Here is a 16,744-nt window from a genome sequence, read left to right as displayed (position 1 = left end):
GGGGCAATCCCGGCAGGGTGAGGTGCGCTGTCCGTCGATCGGTGGACACCGGGTGACAGCCGGGCGGTCGTCCCGGGCGGACCCTCTCCTTCGGCAAGCTCCTATGCATGACAGCGATCGAGGTCACCAGCCTCCGCAAGTCCTACGGCTCCCGCCCGGCGGTCGCGGGCATTGATCTTTCCGTTCCGCACGGTGAGGTGTTCGCCCTGCTCGGCCCCAACGGCGCCGGGAAGACCACCACCGTGGAGATTCTCGAGGGGCACCGGCAGCGGGATTCCGGCGACGTGCGGGTGCTCGGGCAGGATCCGGCCACCGGCGGGCGGGCCTGGCGGGCCCGGATCGGCATCGTGCTGCAGTCGGCCACCGACGCCGCCGATCTCACCGTCGCCGAGACCGTCCGGCACATCGCCGGCTTCTATCCCCGGCCGCGGTCCGCCGCCGAGGTCATCGAGCTGGTCGGGCTCTCCGACAAGGCCAAGACCAAGGTACGGGCCCTGTCCGGCGGTCAGCGCCGCCGCCTCGACGTCGCGCTCGGCATCGTCGGCCGGCCCGAGATCGTGTTCCTCGACGAGCCCACCACCGGCTTCGACCCGCAGGCGCGGCGGCAGTTCTGGCAGCTGGTCCGGGCGCTCGCCGCCGAGGGCACCACCATCCTGCTCACCACCCACTACCTCGACGAGGCCGAGGCGCTCGCCGACCGGCTGGCCGTCATCGCCGCCGGCACCCTGGTGGCCGAGGGCACCCCGGCCACGCTCGGCGGCCGCGCCGGCGCCGGCGCCACCGTCGAATGGGTCGGGCCGAACGGCCGGGAGTCCGAGCAGACCACCGAGCCCGCCGCGCTGATCACCCGGCTCACCGCGGCCGGCGTCGACCTGACCAGCCTGACCGTCACCCGCCCCAGCCTCGAGGACACCTACCTGACCCTGATCGGAGAGCAGCGATGATCACCACTGCCCCCACCCTTCCCTCGACCGCGCGGATGGGGGTCAGCCGGGGCTGGGTCGAGATTCTTCAGTTCTTCCGCGACCGCACCGCCGTCATCTTCAGTTTTGCCTTCCCCGCCCTGCTCCTGCTGCTCTTCGGCACGATCTTCGCCGACGACTACGACCACCCCGGGCTCAGCGCCGCCCGGGTCTTCTCCGCCAGCATGATCGCGTACGGGGTCGTCGCCACCGCGTTCATCACCATGGGCGTCGGGATCGCCACCGATCGGGAGGACGGCACGCTCAAGCGGCTGCGGGGCACGCCCGTCACCGCCACCGCGTACTTCCTCGGCAAGCTGATCATGGTTGCTGTGCTGACCGCCGCCGAGGTGGTCGTGCTGCTCGGTGTCGGGGTGCTGTTCTTCGATCTGCCGCTGCCCACTGATGCCGGGCGCTGGTTCACCTTCGGCTGGCTCTTCGTGCTCTCCGTCATCGCCTGCGGCCTGCTCGGGATCGCCGCGAGCGCCCTGGTCCGTTCGGCCCGGACCGCCGGCGCCGTGCTCAACGTGCCGGTGGTCGCGCTTCAGTTCCTGTCCGGGGTGTTCATCCATCCGATCACCCAGCTGCCCGGCTGGATGATCACGGTGGCGTCCATCTTCCCGGTGAAGTGGATGGCCCAGGGCTTCCGGTCCGTCTTCCTGCCGGACTCCGCGGTCGGGTTCGAGGCCGGCGGCGCCTGGGAGCACGGGCGGATCGCCTTGGTGCTGCTCGCCTGGTGTGTGATCGGATCAGTGCTGTGCCTGATCACCTTCCGCTGGACCAACACCCGCGACGCATGATCGTGCAGCCGGCCGGCCCGGGGGAGCCCATCGCGCGGTACTCCCGGGCCTGGGCGATCTTCTACGCCGTCGTCGCCCTCGCGGTGGCGGCGGCGGTGCTCGGCCAGTCCGAGACCGGCACCGGACGCCGGGCCGTCGCGGTCGGGGCCATCGCGGTGATCGCCCTGCTCTACGGGCTCTGGGGGCGGCGCGGGCAGGCCGGCCTGCCGTTCGTCGTGGTCGTGCTCGTTGTCTTCGCGGTCGGCACGGTCGCGGTCTCCACCGTCAGCTACCTGCTCTTCGCGCTCTGCCCGCTGATCTTCCTGGTGCTGGAAATCCGCCCGGCTGTCGTCGCGGTCGTCTGCGCCAACCTGCTTCCGCTCGTCGGCGCCCTCACCAACGACGGGGTCGACTGGTATTTCCTCACCCACGTCGCCCCCATCTCCGCCACGACGTCGGCCGCCGCGGTCTGGCTCGGAGTGTGGATCCACCGGGTCGTCGAGCAGAGCAAGGAACGGGCCGCGCTCATCGCCGAGCTGGAGAGCAGCCGCGCCGAGGTGGCCCGGCTGTCGCACGAGACCGGCGTCGCCGCCGAGCGGGCCCGGCTCGCCGGCGAGATCCACGACACCCTCGCCCAGGGCTTCACCAGCATCATCACCCTGCTTCAGGCCGCCGATCCGGCGCTGGCCGACGAGCGGCTCGCGCTGGCCGTGCGGACCGCCCGGGAGAACCTGGCCGAGTCGCGAGCCCTGCTCGCGGCGCTGGCGCCGGCCGCGCTGGCAACCGGCTCACTGCCCGATGCGGTACGCCGTCAGGCGACCCGTTTCACCGAGGAGACCGGCAGCCCGGCGACCTTCCGCCTCACCGGCGACACCCGGGCGTTGCCGACCGTCGTGGAGGTCGTGCTGCTCCGCGCGGCACAGGAAGCGCTGACCAACGTCCGCCGCCACGCGAACGCCCACGAGGTGGCGGTGCTGCTCGCCTTCGGTGCGGACAGCGTCCGGCTCGTGGTGCGCGACGACGGCCGGGGCTTCGACACCGCGGCCACGACCGGCTTCGGACTGCCCGGCATGCGCGCCCGCGCCGAGCAGGTGAACGGCACCCTGACCATCCACAGTGACCCGGACACGGGAACCCTCGTAGAAGTGGAAGTGCCGGCGTGATTCGGTTGATTCTGGTCGACGATCATCCTGTGGTGCGGCACGGCATTCGCGGCATGCTCGAGGCCGAGCCGGACCTGAGTGTCGTCGGTGAGGCTTCGTCCGGGCCCGAGGGCGTGGCGCTCGCCGCCGAGCTCCGGCCGGACATCGTGCTCATGGACCTGCGGATGCCCGGTGGCGACGGTGTCGAGGCGACTGCGCAGATCGTGGCCACTGTGCCCGGTGTGCGGGTGATGGTGCTGACCACGTACGAGTCGGATCGTGACATCCTGCGGGCGATCGAGGCCGGCGCCGGGGGTTATCTGCTCAAGGACGCCTCGCCGGCGGAGCTGGCCGAGGGCGTCCGGGCCGCCGCCCGCGGCGAGACCGTGCTCGCCCCCAGCGTCGCCTCCACCCTGATCCGGCAGGTCCGCAGCCCCGCGCCGCCGGCGCTCTCCGCCCGGGAGACCGAAGTGCTGCGCCTGGTGGCGCGGGGACTGACCAATGCCGACATCGGCCGGGAGCTGTTCATCACCGAGGCCACCGTCAAGACGCACCTGCTGCGCGCCTTCGCGAAGCTGGACGTCGCCGACCGGACCGCCGCGGTCACCCGGGCGATGAGCCACGGCCTGCTGTGAGCCGCCGCGGGACGGGTCAGCGTTCGGTGTGGCGTTCCACGAAGGCCAGGGAGGTCTGGGCGACCTCCAGCCAGCCGCTGTCGATGGTCAGCGCGTGGCCGCGCCCGGGGATCTCGGCGAACTCGGTGATGCCCGGGTTCTTCAGCTGCTGCTTGTAGGCGGCGTCCGAGAGCGACCGCGGCACGGTGTGGTCCTTCTCGCCCGAGATGATCATCATGGGCCCGCGGTACGGGTTCTCCGTGTCCACCTTCACCTCGGTCCACGGGTTCAGGTTGGCCGTCGCCGCCTGGAACAGCGGGGCACCCGGCGCCGGCACGCAGTACGTCTCGTACAGCTCGTGGGCCTCCTCCTCGCTGACCGCGTTGGCGAACGCGTACCGGAACTGGTCGTAGGTCAGCGGTACGGCCTTGTGCCTGTTCGCCGGGTTGGTCAGCACCGGCGCGGCCGACCGCAGGGCCGAGATCGGCAGCGGCAGCACCCCGCGGAACGGGGCCGCGTCGATCGCCACGGTCGCCGCCGACAGTCCCCGGCCCGCCACGATCTGCGCGAGCAGCCCGCCGAACGAGTGGCCGACCACCGCCGGCTGCTTGTCCAGCTTGCCGATGACCTCGGCGTAGTGGTCGGCGACCTGGCCGACCGTCTTGTTGGCGAAGACCTCAGGGTGCGCGTTGGCCTCGGCGACGGTCTCCGGGTCGTCCGGCCAGCCGGGTGTGATCGGGGCGTAGCCGGCCGCCCGGAAGACGTCGGCCCACCGGTCCCAGCTGCTCGGCAGCAGCCACAGCCCGTGGATGAAGACGACCGGGGTCAGCCCGGTCGCGTTGACCTCGGCGATGTCGGTGAGGGTGTGGGCCGGGATGACGGTCGCGGGATGCTCGGACATGCGCTGCTCCTTCGTGGTGGGCCACGCTTCGGCCTCACCGTAGGACGGGCCGGCGGCGGGCAGCTATACGTCACCTGACGTAAGAGCGGGCCGGAGTGCGCGGTTCAGCTCGGTGCGGGAGGTGATGCCCAGCTTCGGGAAGATGCGGTAGAGATGGGTGCTGATCGTGCGGTGCGACAGGAACAGCCGCTCACCGATCTCCCGGTTGCTCAGGCCGGCGGCGGCCAGCTCGGCGATCTGCAGCTCCTGCGGGGTGAGCCCGTCCCGTGCGTCGGTGCGGGGCCGGACCCGTTCGCCCGCCGCGCGCAGCTCGGCCCGGGACCGCTCGGCCCACGGCCCGGTGCCGAGCGCCTCGAACGCCTCGACCGCGGCGCGCAGGTGCGGGCGGCACTCGGCCACCCGGCGCCGGCGGCGCAGCCAGGCCCCGTACGCGTGCAGCAGCCGCCCCCGCTCGAACGGCCACCCGGCCAGCTGTGGCCCGGCGAGGGCCCGCTCGAATGCGGCGTCGTCATCGGCCAGCACCGCGGCGCAGTAGTCGAGCCCGACCAGCAGCACCGGTGAGCAGGTGACGTCCCGCAGCGGGCTGAGCTCGGCGACCAGGGCGCGCAGCTCGTCCGTCCGTCCGCTGCCGACGGCGGCCTCGGCCAGGTGTGCGAGGGCCCAGAAGCGCAGCACCGGGTGGTACGGCAGCTCGGCGGGATCGGCGATGCGGCGCAGGTGCTCGTACGCGGCGGCGTAGTTGCTCCCGGCCAGTGCCTCGACGCCCCGGACGAGCTGCACCAACGCCAGCATCGGGTGGGCGCCGATGGGCAGCAGCGCCTCCTCACCGGCGTCGGCCAGCGCGCGGGCGGTCTCGCCGTTGCCGCGCAACGCCTCGGCCAGGGCGCGGGACAGGTCGGCGGTCAGGGCCCACCGGGGCTGGCCGGTCTCCAGCGCCAGCGCCCGGGCCTCGGTCGCCGCGGCGGTGGCCAGCCGTACGTCGCCGAGCTGGGCGGCCATCGTGGCCTGGCCGTTCAGGGCCTGGGTGAGGGTGCCCATCCGGCCCTGGGCGCGCAACCCGGCCACCGACGCGGCGGCGAAGACGAGCGACAGCGGCAGCGCCCCGACCGCCGAGGCGCCCATCGCGAGCAGTTCCAGCTCCTCGGGATTGCCGGACAGGTGGGTCCCGAGCTGCTCGATCCGCCGCAGTGCCAGGGCGCCCTGCTCGATCGGCGCCACCAGGGCCAGCACCGAGACCAGCCGGGGATCCAGCGGCGCCGCGTCGAGCCGGTCCAGCGCGCCGACGATCAGGTCCCGGGTGGCCCGGTCCGGGTTGGACCACCAGCAGCGCAGGCTCACCGTGACCATCGAGTCCAGGGCGGCCGTGGTGTCGCCGTCCTTGCGCATCCGGTCGATGATCTCCACGAACGCCGGCATCCGGCTGGCCCCGGACCAGCCCGCGGTCAGGAAGATCTCGCGCATCCAGGCGAACCGGGCCTCCTCGGCGCCCAGCAGCGTCCGGCTCTCCAGCCCGCGCAGCAGCCGCAGCACCGTGTCGATGTCGCCCAGCTCGTGCGCCGCCTCGGCCGCCGCCAGCAACCGGCTCGCCTGCTCCTGCGGCTGCTCGCTGAGCTGGGCCGCGCGTTCCAGCGCGGCCAGCGCGGTGCGGACCGCGCCACGCCGGCGGGCGGCCGCGGCGGCCGTGCTGAGCTCGCGGGCGAGCCCCTCGTCCGGGCCGGTCGCCGCCTCGGCGCTGTGCCAGATCCGGCGTTCCGGCTGGCCGGCGAGCACCTCGGCGAGCGCCGCGTGCGCCCGGCGACGCCGGTCCACGCCGGCCTGCTGGCGCAGCGCGGAACGGATCAGCGGGTGCCGGAAGCGGACCAGGAGCGGCTCGTCGATGGTGATCAGATCCGCGGTGACGGCGGGCGTCAGGTCGTCGGCGGTGACCGGCGGCTGGAGCCGGCCGGCGGCGGCCACGATCTCGTCCACCGCGGCGCCGTCGTCGAGCGCGGCCACGAGCAGCAGGTCCCGGGTGGCGGCGGGCAGCTCGGCCCCGAGCCGGGCGAAGGCGTGCTCCAGCCGGGTGGTCAGCGGCAGCGAGGCGGGCAGCAACGCGCCGGGGCCGGAGCGGACGGCGACGGCGGCCAGCTCGACCAGGCCGAGCGGATTGCCCGCGGCCTCGGCGAGGACCTGGGATCGCAGGTCGGGACGCAGGTGCGGGGCGCGGTGATCGAGCAGGGCGGCGGCCGGCTGCGCACCGAGCAGGTCGAGCCGGAGCTCGGCCATGCCGCCGCGGGCCAGGCGGGCGTCGGCCTCGGCACCGTCGCGCAAGGTCGTCAGCAGCAGCACCGCGTCGGTCTGGAGCCGGCGGGCGACGAAGGACAGCGCGGTCCAGCTGGGCCCGTCCAGCCATTGGGCGTCGTCGACGGTGACCAGCACGGGGTCGTGGGCGGCGGCGACGGTGAGCAGCTCCAGCAGGGCCAGCGCGACCCGGGCGGGCCGCAACGGCGGGCCGGTGGTGTCGACCGCCGCGAGCACCGTACGGCGGGCCGGCCCGGTCGACGGGTCCGGCGGTAGCTGCCGGACCAGCTGATCGAGTCCGGCGTACGCGATGTCGAACTCGGCCTGCACGCCCGTCACCGCCGGCACCCGGCAGCCGCGCCGGGTCGCCTCGCCGGCCGCCCAGCCCAGCAGGGTCGACTTGCCCACGCCGGCCTCGCCGCGCAGCGCGAGGGCACCGCCCTGCGCGGGCAGGGCGTCGAGCAGGCGCGCGAGCCGCTGCTGTTCGGCTTGCCGTCCGAAGATCTCCACCGCACCTCCGAGAACGGGCCGGCACCGGGAACCTTACCGGCCCCTTGTTACGTCACCGGTTCACAGAAAGAGCCCAGCCGGGCCACAGGCCACGGCGAGGTCGGCACGGCACATTGGTTGAGTCGTCAACAAATGAGGGGGACGATCCGATGGACCGGGACAAGGCACTACGCCGCACGTCGGCGCTCACCGGGGTGCTGGTCGCAGCCGGCCTGGCCGGGACACTCGGGGTGGGCCTGGCCGCCCGGGCCGCCGACTCCACCGGGAACACCACCCCGGCCACCGACAGCTCGACGGCTCCCGAGAGCGCCACCGAGAGCGCCACCGACAGTGGCAGCGGCTCGACCGGTACGGAGGCGCCGTCGCTGTCCGGCGGCAGCGACGGCTCCGGCCAGGCCACCTCCGGAGGGTCGTGACATGCCGCTGATCGAGACCCTGCCGATCGGGGCGGACACCGCCCAGTGGTCCGTCTGGGGCACTGTGGCGCGGGTCGTCGTCACCGAGCCGGCCCTGCTCACCCGGGCCACCGCGGTCGTCGAGGCCGAACTGGCCGCGGTCGACGCGGCGTGCAGCCGGTTCCGCCCGGACTCCGAGCTCTCCGTCGCCTGCCGTGCCGGTGGCCGTCCGGTGGTGGTCAGCCCGCTGCTCGCCGACCTGGTCGGTGCTGCCCTCGAAGCCGCCCGGCAGACCGACGGTGACGTCGATCCCACGATCGGCGGCGCGCTGTGCGGTCTCGGCTACGACCGGGACTTCGCCGCCGTCACGGGGCGCGCGGTCGCCCCGGCCGTCCGGGTCTTCGCCACCCCGGACTGGCGATCGGTGCAGCTGCACGACCGCGAGCTCACCGTGCCGGACGGCGTCCTGCTCGACCTCGGTGCGACCGCCAAGGCCGCCGCCGCCGACCGGGCCGCCCGGCTGGTGGCCGTCCGGCTCGGCGTCGGCGTGCTGGTGGCGCTGGGCGGGGACATCGCGACCGCCGGGCCCGCCCCGGACGGCGGCTGGTCGGTGCTGGTGCAGGACCGGCCCGGCGACCCGCACTGCACGATCCGGTTGCCGGCCGGCGCTGCCCTCGCCACCTCCAGCACGGCCGGCCGCACCTGGGGACGCCCCGGCGAGCTGCTGCACCACATCCTCGATCCGCGTACCGGCCGGCCCGCGCCCCGGGTGTGGCGGACGGTCTCTGTCGCGGCGTCCTCGTGCCTGCGCGCCAACACACTGAGCACGGCTGCGGTCGTGCGCGGCCATGCGGCGCCGGAGCTGCTCCGCGGTGGGCCCGCCCGGCTGGTCACCCCGGAGCTGGACGTGCTGCGGCTGGGCGGGTGGCCGGCATGACCGAGGCGCTGTGGTACCTGGGGCGGGGCAGCGGGGTCGTCTCGCTCGTCCTGCTCTCGATCGTGGTGGCGCTGGGCATCGGCGCGCGCTCCGGGCGGACGGCCTTCGGGCTGCCCCGCTTCGCGGTCAACATGCTGCACCGCAACGCCGCGCTGCTGGCCGTCGCGCTGCTCGTCGGGCACGTGGTCAGCCTCTGGTTCGACCCGTACGCGCAGCTGCGCTTCTTCGATCTGGTGGTGCCGTTCGCCGGCGAGTACCGGCCGTTCTGGCTGGGGCTGGGCACGCTGGCCTTCGACCTGGTGCTCGCGCTGATCGCCACCAGCCTGCTGCGGCACCGGCTCGGTGTGCGGGGCTGGCGGCTCGTGCACTGGCTGGCGTACCTGTGCTGGCCGATCTCCCTGCTGCACGGCTGGCAGACCGGCACGGACGCGGCGAGCTGGTGGCTGCGGACCGTCCTGGTGCTCAGCACCGCGCTGGTCCTCGCCGCTGTCGCGTGGCGGGTCACGCCCTCGTTCGCCCGGTTCCCCGCCCGCGCCCCGCGCCGGGTCCGCACCCCTCAGGAGGTTCGATGACCACGGTGGACGCCCCCGGCGGAGTGCGCCTGCGCCTGCTCGCCGGTGACAACGACGGCCGGCTCGACACGCATCTCGGCCGGCACGGACGCGCGCCGGTGCTGAACGCCGAGCAGCTCGTCGAAGTGCTGCGCGCCGCCGGGCTGACCGGTCGCGGTGGGGCCGGCTTCCCCACGTGGCGCAAGGTCGAGGCGGTGCGCCGGGCCGGGGGTACGGCGGTGGTCGTGGCGAACGGCGCCGAGGGGGAGCCGGCCAGTGGCAAGGACCGGGCGCTGCTCGCGTACCAGCCGCATCTGGTCCTGGACGGACTGCAGCTCGTGGCCGGTGCGCTCGGGGCGCGTACCGCCCGTCTCTATGTCGCGGCGGCCTCGGCCGACGGGGTCCGGGCGGCCCTGGCCGCGCGGCGCGGGGCCGGCCTGGACCCGGTCCCGGTCACCGTGACCGTCGCGCCGCAGTCCTTCGTGGCGGGGGAGGAGTCCGCGGTGGTCGCCGCCGTCTCGGGACGGCCTGCCGTGCCCGCCGACAAACTGGTGCGGATCACCGACTCCGGGGTGGGCGGGGCGCCGACGCTCGTGCAGAACGTCGAGACGCTGGCCCACCTGGCGCTGATCGCCCGGCACGGTCCCGGCTGGTTCCGCGCCGCGGGCACGCCCGACGAGCCGGGCACCTTCCTGGCGACGGTCGGCGGCGCGGTGCGCGCGCCCGGCGTGATCGAGGCCGGGTATGGCGTCCCGCTCGGTGACCTCGTCGACGCGGCCGGCGGCGCGACGGCTCCACTGCAGGCTGTGCTGCTCGGCGGTTACCACGGCGGCTGGGTCCCGGCCCGGCCCGGGATCGAGGTGAGCCGGGCGGCGCTGACCCCGTTGGGCGCGTCCCCGGGCGCGGGCATCGTGCTCGCGCTCCCGGCGCACGTGTGCGGCCTGGCCGAGACCGCCCGGATCGCCGGATACCTGGCCGGCGAGGTGGCCGGCCAGTGCGGCCCGTGCGTCAACGGCCTGCCCCGGCTGGCCGCCACGCTGGGCGACCTCGCCCACCACCGGGCCCGGCCCGGCCTGCCGGCCGAGGTGCGGCGGCTGGCCGCGCTGGTCACCGGCCGCGGCGCCTGCCGGCACCCGGACGGCACGGCCCGCATGATCATCAGCGCGATGCGCGCCTTCGAGGCCGATGTGACCGCGCATCTGGCCGGCCACTGCCTGGCCGTCGCATCCGGACACCAGGGGGTACGGCGATGAGCACCACCAGGCTGCACGTGGACCGGACGGCCTGCGACGGCCGCGGGCTCTGCGCCGAGTTGCTGCCCGAGCTGCTGAGCGAGGACGACTGGGGCTACCCGGTGGCCCGCGACGGTGCGGCGGAGCCCGTGGTGCCGCGGCGACTCGAGGATTCCGCCCGCCGGGCCGTCGACCGCTGCCCCGCTCTGGCGCTGCGGCTCGTACGGCGCTGAACTGCTTCGCGCTCGCCGTTCCGCACCTCGTCCGAAATGGTCGCGGCATGATCTTTTTGCCGACCGACTCAGTGGATCATCCATTGTCAAGGGGGCCGATCGACGGGCGTGTCTCACATTCGGCTACTTCTGTCCAACCCGGATGATCGATTGGAGTCGGCCGGACATCGAAGGTGACAACTACCCCGCGCACGCGCTCCGCGTCCGGCATGTTACGGTGCGATGCCATGATCGGCTCTATCGGACAAATCACGGGCGCCAATGTGGAAAAAGCGGACCAGGACCGGCCAGTCGTCGTCCACCGACGTCACTCTCGGTACGCCTGTTATTTTGTCCGATGTAGAGCCGAGTTCACCGGCAATGCACGATGTTGCCGCCCGCCCCGGTATCCGAAAACTTGGTCCCGCGTTCGTAAAGATTGCGACCCTGGGGTCTCTATTTTCCTGGCCGTCGTCTAGCGTTCACCGCCTGAGCGTCCTTGCGCTTTGTTGTTGTGAGGCCAAGGGGTGGGGGGCGTCGTAAGTGGGGTGCACGAAATTGCCGAGTGGGCGTGGGGTCTCACGGCGGGCAGGGGCGTCGTGACAACGACGGAAACAACGGCGGACAACGCCGCGACCGGACCGATTCCGACAACTTCATCGTATGCGGGCGTCACCGAACGGGATCTCGGTGTCTCCGACGAGCGGGGCCACGCCGACCGATGGGTCTGGGAGGCCCGCTACGTCAAGCTGCTGCTGGTCATCGACTTCGGCGCGACCCTGGTGGCCACGCTGGCCGCCTTCGTGCTGCGGTTCCAGGGCGCGCCGTACGCGGACTGGTATCTGGTGCTGTCCGCGCTGATCCCGCCGGTGTGGGTGGGTCTGCTGGCGCTGACGCACGCCTACGAACGGCGGGTGCTTTTCGTCGGCGGCGAGGAATATCAGCGGGTGCTGCGGGCCGGCGTACGCCTCACCATGGGCATAGCGCTCGCCTCCTATGTGGCCAACGCGGACATCGCCCGGGGCTATCTGCTGATCGCTCTCGTGCTGACCACCGTGCTCTCGCTGACCGGCCGCTTCGTGTTGCGCAAGGTGCTGCACCGTTCCCGCCGGCGCGGGGCCTGCATGCACCGGGTGCTGGCGCTCGGGCACGCCACGGCCGTCGCACAGATGACCCGCCAGCTGCACCGCCGCTCGCACCACGGGTTCCAGGTCATCGGCGCCTGCCTGCCGGCGAGCCAGCTCGCCGACGCGGCGCACACGGTCGACGTGCCGGTGTTCGGCGCCCTGGGCGCGGCAGCGAATTCGGCCGCCGCCGCCGGGGCCGACACGGTGATGGTGCTGTCCTGCCCGGAGCTCGACGGCCCGATGCTGCGCCGCCTGGCCTGGGAGCTGGAGCGCGACGACATCGACCTGATCGTCTCGTCGTCGCTGGTGGACACCGCCGGTGACCGGATCACCGTGCGCCCGGTCGACGGGCTGCCGATGATGCACATCGAGCACCCGCGGCTCTCCGGCGGCCGGCGCCTGATCAAGTCCATGTTCGACGTGTCGGTGGCCGCGCTGCTGCTGGTGCTGCTCGCGCCGCTGTTCCTGCTGGTCGCGCTGGTCATCCGGCTGGACACCGGTGGCCCGGTGTTCTTCCGCCAGGTCCGGGTGGGCCGCGGCGGCGAATCGTTCCGGATGTACAAGTTCCGCACGATGCACACCGACGCCGAGGCGCGCTTCGAGGCGATGCGGCAGCAGAACGAGCACACCGGCGTGCTGTTCAAGATCCGCGCGGACCCGCGGGTCACCCGGTCCGGACGGATCCTGCGCCGCTACTCGCTCGACGAGCTGCCCCAGCTGATCAATGTCCTGCTGGGGGAGATGTCGCTGGTCGGGCCGCGCCCGCCGCTGCCCAGCGAGGTCGAGCAGTATCCGCAGGACATGCGCCGGCGGCTGGTGGTCAAGCCCGGCATGACGGGGTTGTGGCAGGTGAGCGGGCGGTCGGACCTGTCCTGGGAGGACTCGATCCGGCTCGACCTGCGGTATGTGGAGAACTGGTCGCTCACCGTCGACCTGGTGATCCTCATGCGGACCGCGATGGCGGTCATGCGGGGCTCGGGAGCCTACTGAGCGGCGCGTGGGGCGTCGTTCGACAGGTGGTGCAAGCATGCGGCCGGGACGCCGCAGGATGGGGACACTTCGGTGGTACTGCTGTATTTCATCGCCGCGTTCGCGGTCATCGTGCCCGCGGTGGTGGGCCCGCTGCTGGCGTACGGGCCGGGCCGGCGGCTGGCCCGTGGACGGCTGGCGGCGAAGACCCGCGAGTCCGTCGCCGGGCTGGTCGTGACCCTCGGACGGCCGATGACCGCGCTGGTCTTCGTGCTGTTCTGGGCCGCCGCCGTCATCGCGGTCTTCTGGCCGGTCGGCATCCTGGCCCACCGCCTGGAGAACGTCGTCGACTGGCCGGTGCTGCTCTGGGTGACCGACCGCCGCAGCCCCGGCTTCGAGGACTTCAACTGGTGGTACACCACGCTCGGCGACCGTGACCCGCTCAAGATCGTGGTGGTCGTGGCGGCGGTGCTCTTCGCCCCGTTCTGGCGCAAGCGGTTCTGGATCCCGCTGGTGGCGATCCTGCTCAGCTTCCCGCTGGAGCAGTACGTGCAGGCCATCCTGGCCGGCATGGTCAACCGCGGTCACCCGCCGACCGGGCTGGGCTCGTACCCGTCGGGCGGTATCGCCCGGGTGGTCATGACCTTCGGGGCGATCGCGCTGTTCGTCGCGCTGACCTGGAAGATGGGCCGGCGCTGGCACGTGCTGCTGGGCACCGTCGTGCTGATCATGGCGACGTACGAGGGCTACTCGCGCATCTACACCCAGAAGCACTGGCTCACCGACGTCATCAGCGGCCTGGTCTTCGGCCCGGCGCTGTTCCTGGGCTACGCCCTGGCTGTCGGCATCCTGGTCGGCCGGTATCCACGCCCGACGCCGGCGCCGACGCCCGCCGCCGCGACGGAGGCTATGGCCGCCCCGGCTGCCGAGCCGGTCGCCACGGCGAACGCGTCGTGACGACACTGCTCGTCGCTTCGACCGGGGGTCATCTCGCCGAACTGCACGACCTGAGGCCCCGGCTCGACGTGGGGGAGCGGCGCTGGGTGACTTTCGACAGTCCGCAGAGCCGGTCCCTGCTCGACGGCGAGGATGTCGTCTTCGTGCCTCCGGCCACCAGCCGGGACCTGGTCGGCGCGGTCAAGGACCTGATCGTCGCCGAGCGGATGTTCCGCCGTGAACGCTACGAGCGGGTGATCAGCACCGGCGCCAGCGTGGCCCTGGCGTTCTTCCTGCCCGCCACCCGCGCCGGGGTGCCGTGCTCCTACATCGAGAGTGCCACCCGCACCGAGGGCCCCTCGCTGACCGGCCGGCTCGCCGCCCGGGTGCCGCGCACCCGGCTCTACACGCAGTATCCGGCCTGGGCGGACGACACCTGGCAGTACGCCGGGTCCATCTTCGACGCCTTCGAGGCGGAGCCGGTCGCCGAGCCGCGCCCGGTGAGCAAGGTCGTGGTGACGCTGGGCACCCACGAGCGCTACACGTTCCCGCGCCTGCTCAACCATCTCGTGACCCTGTTGCCGCCGGAATGGGACGTGCTGTGGCAGGTGGGCTCGACCGTGGTCGATAAGATGCCCGCCGGCGCCCGGAAACAGGTGCCGATCACCGAGATGCGCCAGGCCCTCGCCGAGGCGGACGTGGTCATCGCGCACGCCGGGGTGGGCTCCGCGCTGGCGGCGATGCAGGCCGGCAAGCGCGCGCTGTACGTGCCGCGGCGCAAGGCCTTCGGTGAGCACGTCGACGACCACCAGGTCGCGATGGCCCGCGAACTGGAAGGCAGGAAGCTGGTCGTGGCCCGGGAGGCGCCGGAGGTCGGCCTCGAAGATCTGGCGGAGGCGGCGGCCTGGCAGGTCCGGGCGAGCCCCGGGGTGGCGCCGTTCCGGCTGGCTCCGTCGTGATCGCACAGACTTCGTCCATCCTCTGTGCCCCCGCCGGAACCGAGCAGGCAACGTCTCCGTCCGGACGGTCGATAGCGAACTGACGCTCACCGCACGAGGCTGCGTCAATCTTTAAATTCTCATTAGGAGGGCCCGTGTCCCTAAAGCGTCGACTCCGGTCGCGGCCGGTGGCCAGAATCCTGGCCTCCGCCGCGGTGCTGAGTCTGACGGTCGCTCTGACCGCCATCCCGGCCTCCGCCGTGTACGTCCCCCCGAACGACCCCGCGACCATCGTCACGGCCAACCCGGTGGACTACACGCCGCACGCCCAGAACGGCAGCATCCGTGCGTTCGCGCAGATCGGCAACACGGTCTACGCCGGCGGATCCTTCAGCGGCATCAAGGCCGCCGGCGCGAGCACCTGGTCGCCGGCGAGCAACCTGGTGGCCTACGACGCCGGCACCGGCGCGCTGCGCACGGGCTTCACCCCGGTGCTCGACGGCGCGGTGCAGACCCTCGCGGTCAGCCCGGACGGCAAGCTCATCGTCGGCGGCAGCTTCGGCACCGTGAACGGCGTGTCCCGCAAGAACCTCGTCGAGCTGGACCCGGCCACCGGTGACACGATCACCGGCTGGGTCGGCCGCGCCGACGGCGGGGTGGTGCGCCGCGCCATCGTGCACGACAACCAGCTCTACATCGCCGGTGCCTTCCACTGGATCAACGGCACCGAGCACGGGCTGCTGGCCCGGCTCAACGCCACCACCGGCGCGATCGACAGCACCTTCCAGGTCGACGCCAGCGGAGCCCGGCCGTACAGCAACAGCACCGAGCTGGTCTGGGGCCTCGCGGTCGCGCCCGACGGTGACACGGTCGTGGCGGTCGGCAACTTCACCGAGGTCAACGGCAACGCCCGCAACCAGGTCGTCATGATCGACACCGCGAGCACGCCCACCGTCGCGGACTGGAACACCGACCGGTACGTGGCCGCCTGCTACAGCAGCTCGTTCCCGTTCTACGCCCGTGACGTCGACTTCAACGACGACGGCAGCTACTTCGTCATCATCGCCGACGGTGGCCGCGGTGACGCGTACTGCGACTCCACCGCCCGCTGGGAGACCGCGGACCGGGGCAGCAACGTCCAGGCGACCTGGGTCGACGTCACCGGCACCGACTCGGTCACCTCGCTCGAGGTCGCCGACGGGGTCGTCTACGTCGGCGGGCACTTCCGCTGGCAGAACAACGCCAACGGCAACGACACGCAGGGCCCGGGTGGCGTCAGCCGCTACGGCATCGCCGCGCTGGACCAGCAGAACGGCGTACCGCTGAACTGGAACCCGACCCGGTCACCGGGCAGCCAGCTGCCGGCCGGCGGGACCAACTGGGGCCCGATCATGTGGGAGCTGTGGAAGGGCCCGAACGGGCTGTTCGCCGGCTTCGACGCCGATGGCCTGGGCAACGAGTACCACGGCCGGCAGGGCTACTTCCCGGACGCGGGTGGACGCACCATCGCGATCCAGGACGCCCCGCAGGCCGCCTCCGGTTACCTCTACCTGGGGGCCGGTAACGGCCAGGTGACCAAGGTGTCCTACGGCGTGTCCGGGGTGGGCGCCCCGGCGACGGTCAGCCAGCCGCAGCTCACCAACGCCAAGTCGGCGTTCGTGGTGTCCAACAAGGTGTACTGGGCCAAGACGGACAGCAGCGCGCCCAGCGGCAGTCTGCTGAACATCTCGATCCTCAGTGGTTCCGGCGCGATCGGTGCCCCGTGGGTCGGCAGCGGCTACAACTCGTGGTACGCCGCGGCCAGCATGACCGGCTCGTTCTATCTGCAGGGCCGGATGTATTACACGACAGCGTCGAGCAACGCGCTGTTCTATCGTTACCTCACGCCGGACGGCTACGTCATCGGTTGCACCGCCTTCACGCTGCCCACCTCGGGCATCGACTGGCGCACGGTGCGCGGCATGACCTGGGTGGCCGGCAAGCTGGTCTACGGTTCCACGGACGGTTCACTGCGGACGGTCAACTTCGACGCCTCGGCGTCGACTGCGGTCGACGGCTCCACCGCCACTGTGGTGGCGGCGCCGACGGCCGAGGCGACATGGTCGAACCCGACCCTGTTCTTCGCCACTTCGTAACACAGACTGTCGTCGGAGCGACGACTCTCTGTTGCGTAACCTTCCCCGGCCGCGCGAGGATGCCGGCCGGGGAAGGTTTCGGTGAGAACAAGCTCTACCGAAACACAACTGCACACATGTCGGG

15 protein-coding genes are annotated in these 16,744 nt (G+C 72.6%); 13 read left to right on the top strand and 2 right to left on the bottom strand.

Annotation, left to right across the window (positions count from 1 at the left end; translation table 11 throughout):
- Positions 1 to 107: 107 nt before the first annotated feature.
- The 4 genes from ACQP2Y_RS36985 to ACQP2Y_RS36970 are packed head-to-tail and all read left to right on the top strand — an operon-like array spanning position 108 to position 3,518.
- Positions 108 to 944 (top strand): ABC transporter ATP-binding protein, encoded by an 837-nt coding sequence (locus tag ACQP2Y_RS36985; RefSeq protein ID WP_433720839.1) that lies wholly within the window; start codon positions 108 to 110, stop codon positions 942 to 944.
- Positions 941 to 1,762, top strand: a complete 822-nt coding sequence (locus tag ACQP2Y_RS36980; RefSeq protein ID WP_433720838.1) for an ABC transporter permease — start codon at positions 941 to 943, stop codon at positions 1,760 to 1,762. The genes ACQP2Y_RS36985 and ACQP2Y_RS36980 overlap by 4 nt, the downstream gene beginning before the upstream one ends.
- Positions 1,759 to 2,904: a sensor histidine kinase gene (locus tag ACQP2Y_RS36975; RefSeq protein WP_433720836.1), complete on the top strand. Its 1,146-nt coding sequence runs from the start codon at positions 1,759 to 1,761 to the stop codon at positions 2,902 to 2,904. Before ACQP2Y_RS36980 ends, ACQP2Y_RS36975 begins: the two co-directional genes overlap by 4 nt.
- Positions 2,901 to 3,518 carry a response regulator transcription factor gene (locus tag ACQP2Y_RS36970; protein WP_360552887.1) on the top strand — a complete coding sequence of 206 codons (618 nt, stop codon included), beginning with the start codon at positions 2,901 to 2,903 and terminating at the stop codon, positions 3,516 to 3,518. The genes ACQP2Y_RS36975 and ACQP2Y_RS36970 overlap by 4 nt, the downstream gene beginning before the upstream one ends.
- Positions 3,519 to 3,534: 16 nt before the next feature.
- On the opposite strand, the gene ACQP2Y_RS36965 is transcribed toward ACQP2Y_RS36970, so the two are convergent.
- A complete protein-coding gene (locus ACQP2Y_RS36965) occupies positions 3,535 to 4,398 on the bottom strand; it encodes an alpha/beta hydrolase (RefSeq protein ID WP_433720833.1) in 864 nt (287 codons plus the stop codon).
- Between the two features lie 63 nt (positions 4,399 to 4,461).
- Positions 4,462 to 7,188: an AAA family ATPase gene (locus tag ACQP2Y_RS36960; protein ID WP_433720831.1), complete on the bottom strand. Its 2,727-nt coding sequence runs from the start codon at positions 7,186 to 7,188 to the stop codon at positions 4,462 to 4,464.
- Between the two features lie 149 nt (positions 7,189 to 7,337).
- On the opposite strand from ACQP2Y_RS36960, the gene ACQP2Y_RS36955 reads away from it, so the two are divergent.
- The 9 genes from ACQP2Y_RS36955 to ACQP2Y_RS36915 all read left to right on the top strand — a co-directional run bounded on the left by ACQP2Y_RS36955 (position 7,338) and on the right by ACQP2Y_RS36915 (position 16,620).
- The gene (locus tag ACQP2Y_RS36955) at positions 7,338 to 7,604 is read left to right on the top strand and encodes a hypothetical protein (RefSeq protein ID WP_433720829.1); all 267 of its coding nucleotides are present in this window, start codon (positions 7,338 to 7,340) and stop codon (positions 7,602 to 7,604) included.
- A gap of 1 nt (position 7,605) precedes the next feature.
- On the top strand, positions 7,606 to 8,520 hold the full coding sequence (locus ACQP2Y_RS36950; RefSeq protein WP_433720827.1) for an FAD:protein FMN transferase: 915 nt from the start codon (positions 7,606 to 7,608) through the stop codon (positions 8,518 to 8,520).
- Positions 8,517 to 9,092 carry a ferric reductase-like transmembrane domain-containing protein gene (locus tag ACQP2Y_RS36945; protein WP_433720825.1) on the top strand — a complete coding sequence of 192 codons (576 nt, stop codon included), beginning with the start codon at positions 8,517 to 8,519 and terminating at the stop codon, positions 9,090 to 9,092. The genes ACQP2Y_RS36950 and ACQP2Y_RS36945 overlap by 4 nt, the downstream gene beginning before the upstream one ends.
- Entirely contained in the window at positions 9,089 to 10,324 is a 1,236-nt protein-coding gene (locus tag ACQP2Y_RS36940) for an NADH-ubiquinone oxidoreductase-F iron-sulfur binding region domain-containing protein (RefSeq protein WP_433720823.1), read from the top strand. Before ACQP2Y_RS36945 ends, ACQP2Y_RS36940 begins: the two co-directional genes overlap by 4 nt.
- Positions 10,321 to 10,536 (top strand): ferredoxin, encoded by a 216-nt coding sequence (locus tag ACQP2Y_RS36935; RefSeq protein WP_433720821.1) that lies wholly within the window; start codon positions 10,321 to 10,323, stop codon positions 10,534 to 10,536. Before ACQP2Y_RS36940 ends, ACQP2Y_RS36935 begins: the two co-directional genes overlap by 4 nt.
- A gap of 578 nt (positions 10,537 to 11,114) precedes the next feature.
- A complete protein-coding gene (locus ACQP2Y_RS36930; RefSeq protein WP_433720819.1) occupies positions 11,115 to 12,632 on the top strand; it encodes a sugar transferase in 1,518 nt (505 codons plus the stop codon).
- 72 nt (positions 12,633 to 12,704) lie between these two features.
- On the top strand, positions 12,705 to 13,568 hold the full coding sequence (locus tag ACQP2Y_RS36925; RefSeq protein WP_433720817.1) for a phosphatase PAP2 family protein: 864 nt from the start codon (positions 12,705 to 12,707) through the stop codon (positions 13,566 to 13,568).
- Positions 13,565 to 14,506, top strand: coding sequence for a glycosyltransferase (locus ACQP2Y_RS36920; RefSeq protein WP_433720815.1), 942 nt, complete (start codon positions 13,565 to 13,567; stop codon positions 14,504 to 14,506). The genes ACQP2Y_RS36925 and ACQP2Y_RS36920 overlap by 4 nt, the downstream gene beginning before the upstream one ends.
- Positions 14,507 to 14,673: 167 nt before the next feature.
- Complete coding sequence (locus tag ACQP2Y_RS36915) at positions 14,674 to 16,620, top strand: delta-60 repeat domain-containing protein (RefSeq protein ID WP_433720813.1); 1,947 nt, start codon at positions 14,674 to 14,676, stop codon at positions 16,618 to 16,620.
- The last annotated feature ends 124 nt before the right edge of the window (positions 16,621 to 16,744 follow it).

It is taken from the genome of Actinoplanes sp. CA-051413 (genome assembly GCF_050955795.1).
Taxonomy (GTDB): domain Bacteria; phylum Actinomycetota; class Actinomycetes; order Mycobacteriales; family Micromonosporaceae; genus Actinoplanes.
The sequence above is the reverse complement of the archived record's forward strand: the minus strand, read 5'-3'. Positions and strand labels throughout refer to the sequence as shown.